The following is a 2,556-nucleotide window of genomic DNA, read 5'->3' on the forward strand; positions in this document are numbered from 1 at the left end:
ACCGGCCCGTCGGCGTGGTGCGGGGGCGTCAGCCCTGAGCGGCGGCTGCGGCCTCCTCGACCGCGGCGCGCAGGGTGCCCGGCGTCTGCCAGTTGCCCTCCCACTTCACGCCGTCGATGAGGATCGTCGGCGTCGTGAGCTCGGGGATCTTCTCGCCCGCGGCCGTGTAGGCGGCGTACACCCACGGCGCGAACGAGCGCCACGTGCCCTCGTGCTTCGTCGTGTCGCCGTTCTCGTCCTCGATCTCGAACGTGCCGGACGCGGTGTCGGTGAACGCGTCGGCCACGTCCTGCGGGACGCCCACGCCGGTCGCGACGGCGGCGATCTCCTCGTCGGTCAGGCCCTCGGTGCCCTCCTCGGGCTGCGTGCCCTCGGCGTACATCGCCGTGATGAAGGCCTGGACGTGCTCCGGCGACTGGTCCGCGACGACGGCGAGCGCGTTGGCGGCGCGCGTCGAGTAGTTGGTGCCCTGCGAGGTGCGGTCGAGGAACGACAGCGGCTGGTAGACGACGGTGACGCCGTCCTCGGCCGCGAGCTCCTCGAGGTCGGCCGAGTTGATCTGGTCGAACTGGCCGCAGAACGGGCACATGAAGTCGAAGTAGATCGACAGCACGGTGTCGTCGTCGCCGGCCACGCCGACGCCGCCGCTGCTCACGGGGATGCCGCCCCCGTCGTCCGCGGCCTGCGGGGTGGTGACGGCGTCGAGGCCGGGCGACACGACGCCCGCCTGACCGCCGCCGTACGCGACGTCGCTGTAGGCGGCGGCACGCTCGTTGCCCTGGCGGACGATGAACGTGACGACGACGGCGAGCGCGATGACCGCGATCGCGAGGCCGCCGATGGCGAGCAGGCGGTTGCGCCGGGCCTTGCGCTCCTGCTCCTTCTTCAGCGCGATCGCCTTGAGGCGGGCCTCGTCGCGCCGGTCGGCCTTGCTGGGCCGCGGGTCGTTCGTGGGCATGGGGTTCTCCTGGTTCGGGGTCGTGCGGGTCGGGCGGGCCTGGTGGAGGTCAGGCCGCGACCGGGGGTCCGCGGACCGGGAGGCCGACGACGAGCAGGCGGCTGCGCAGGCGGACCAGGTCACGTTCGACGGGCCGCGCGGCGTGCCGGGCGACGACGACGCCGACGGGGGCGCCGACGCGGACGGCCCAGCGGTGCAGCAGGCCGGCGACGCCGCGCGCGACACGCGCGAGGACGACCCCGAGGCCGGCACCGCCCGCCGTGAGGACGAGGTGCGCAAGGAGCAGCGGCATCGTGACGCTGAGCAGCAGCACCGCACCGCCGGCCGCGGGGCCGAACGCGTACGTCCCGTCGGGGCAGTCGGCGGCGTCCTGCAGGACCGACAGGCGCACGCCGAGCGGGCTCAGCCCGACGGCGGCGACGCACTGGTGCAGCAGGACGCGGCCCGACGCCGCGAGGAGCAGACCGGCCAGGGCGGCGAGCCCGGCGGCGGCGACGGCCGCGCGCGGGTCGGCGAGGACCCCGGCTCGTCGCGCACGCATGGCGGACAGCGTAGGGCCCGGACCTGTGCGGCGGGAGCGAGGACCGCACCCCGGCCGCCCGGACGGCCGTCGGCGCGACGGCGACGGCGCGGTCACCGCGACGCGTCGGCCCAGGTCGGCACCGTTCAGGGCATTGTCGGCTCGGGCAGCAGCCACCACGTGATCGGCCGGCCGTCCTGCAGCAGCGCGAACAGCACCGCGGCGACGGCGAGCAGGACGACGACGGCGACGAACGCGCCGAGGCGTCCGGGCGCGACGACGGCGAGCGTCCGCCGGGCGCCGGTGCGCGTCATCGCGGACAGCGGCCCCCACCACACGACGAGCACCCCGACGAGGACGAGCGCGCCGACGACCATGCTCGCGGTCGTGCCCTGCACGGGCAGCCCCGACGGCGAGCCGTCGATCGTCCAGCGGTCGGTGTCGAGCAGCCACCACAGGACCCCGGTGAGGATGACGACCACGCTCGCGCCGACGACGAGCGACGGCACGAGGCCCGCGGTCGCGCGCAGCAGGTGCCACGGGCCGGCGGCGACGGTGACGGGCACGTCGGAGCGGCGCACCCCGTACCGCTCGCGCCGCCCGTGCATCGACTCGACCGCGGTACCGATGGTCCGCACGACGAGCAGCAGGACGCCGACGACGACGAGGGTCGCGCCGGGGAACAGCGCGCCCGCGACAGCGACGAGCGCGGCGCACGCGAGCAGGGTGCCCCAGCGGCGGCGGGCCGGCGGCCGCTCGTACCCGGACCCCTCGGGGCCGGGCTGCTCGGACGCGTCGAGGTCGTCCTGGATCCACTCGACGCCGTCGGGGTCCTGCTCGTCGTCCTCCGGGGTCCAGTCGTCGGACCACTCCCCGTCCGCGTCCTCGGGCGGCCACGTCTCGCCGGCGGGAGCGTCGGCCGGGTCGAACGTCCGCGTCCGACCGTCGTTCGCGACGACCGCTGCCGCCCCGGCACCCGCGACGCCCGTGCCCGCGAGCGCGGCGCCGCCGGTCCGCGGCCCGGCGCCCGCGAGGACGGCCGTGCCGGTCGCGTCCGCGGGGTCGAGGCGGGCGGTGC

The 2,556-nt window shown here is 76.4% G+C and carries 2 protein-coding genes and 1 pseudogene; all 3 read right to left on the reverse strand.

All coding sequences use genetic code 11. The annotated features are described in order from the left end of the window. Positions 1 to 28: 28 nt before the first annotated feature. Positions 29 to 958 (reverse strand): DsbA family protein, encoded by a 930-nt coding sequence (locus CBZ_RS15620; RefSeq protein ID WP_130782426.1) that lies wholly within the window; start codon positions 956 to 958, stop codon positions 29 to 31. Positions 959 to 1,007: 49 nt separating this feature from the next. After that, positions 1,008 to 1,499 (reverse strand): hypothetical protein, encoded by a 492-nt coding sequence (locus CBZ_RS15625; protein ID WP_130782427.1) that lies wholly within the window; start codon positions 1,497 to 1,499, stop codon positions 1,008 to 1,010. A gap of 125 nt (positions 1,500 to 1,624) precedes the next feature. Next, positions 1,625 to 2,556, reverse strand: a pseudogene (locus CBZ_RS15630) (serine/threonine-protein kinase); the annotation flags it as partial.

This window comes from Cellulomonas biazotea, assembly GCF_004306155.1.
GTDB classification, from domain to species: Bacteria; Actinomycetota; Actinomycetes; order Actinomycetales; family Cellulomonadaceae; genus Cellulomonas; species Cellulomonas biazotea.

Coding starts and splice junctions, on each gene's coding strand:
- CBZ_RS15625 (WP_130782427.1), bottom strand. CDS start 1,499: ATGCGTGCGCGACGAGCCGGGGTCCTCGCCGACCCGCGCGCGGCCGTC.
- CBZ_RS15620 (WP_130782426.1), bottom strand. CDS start 958: ATGCCCACGAACGACCCGCGGCCCAGCAAGGCCGACCGGCGCGACGAG.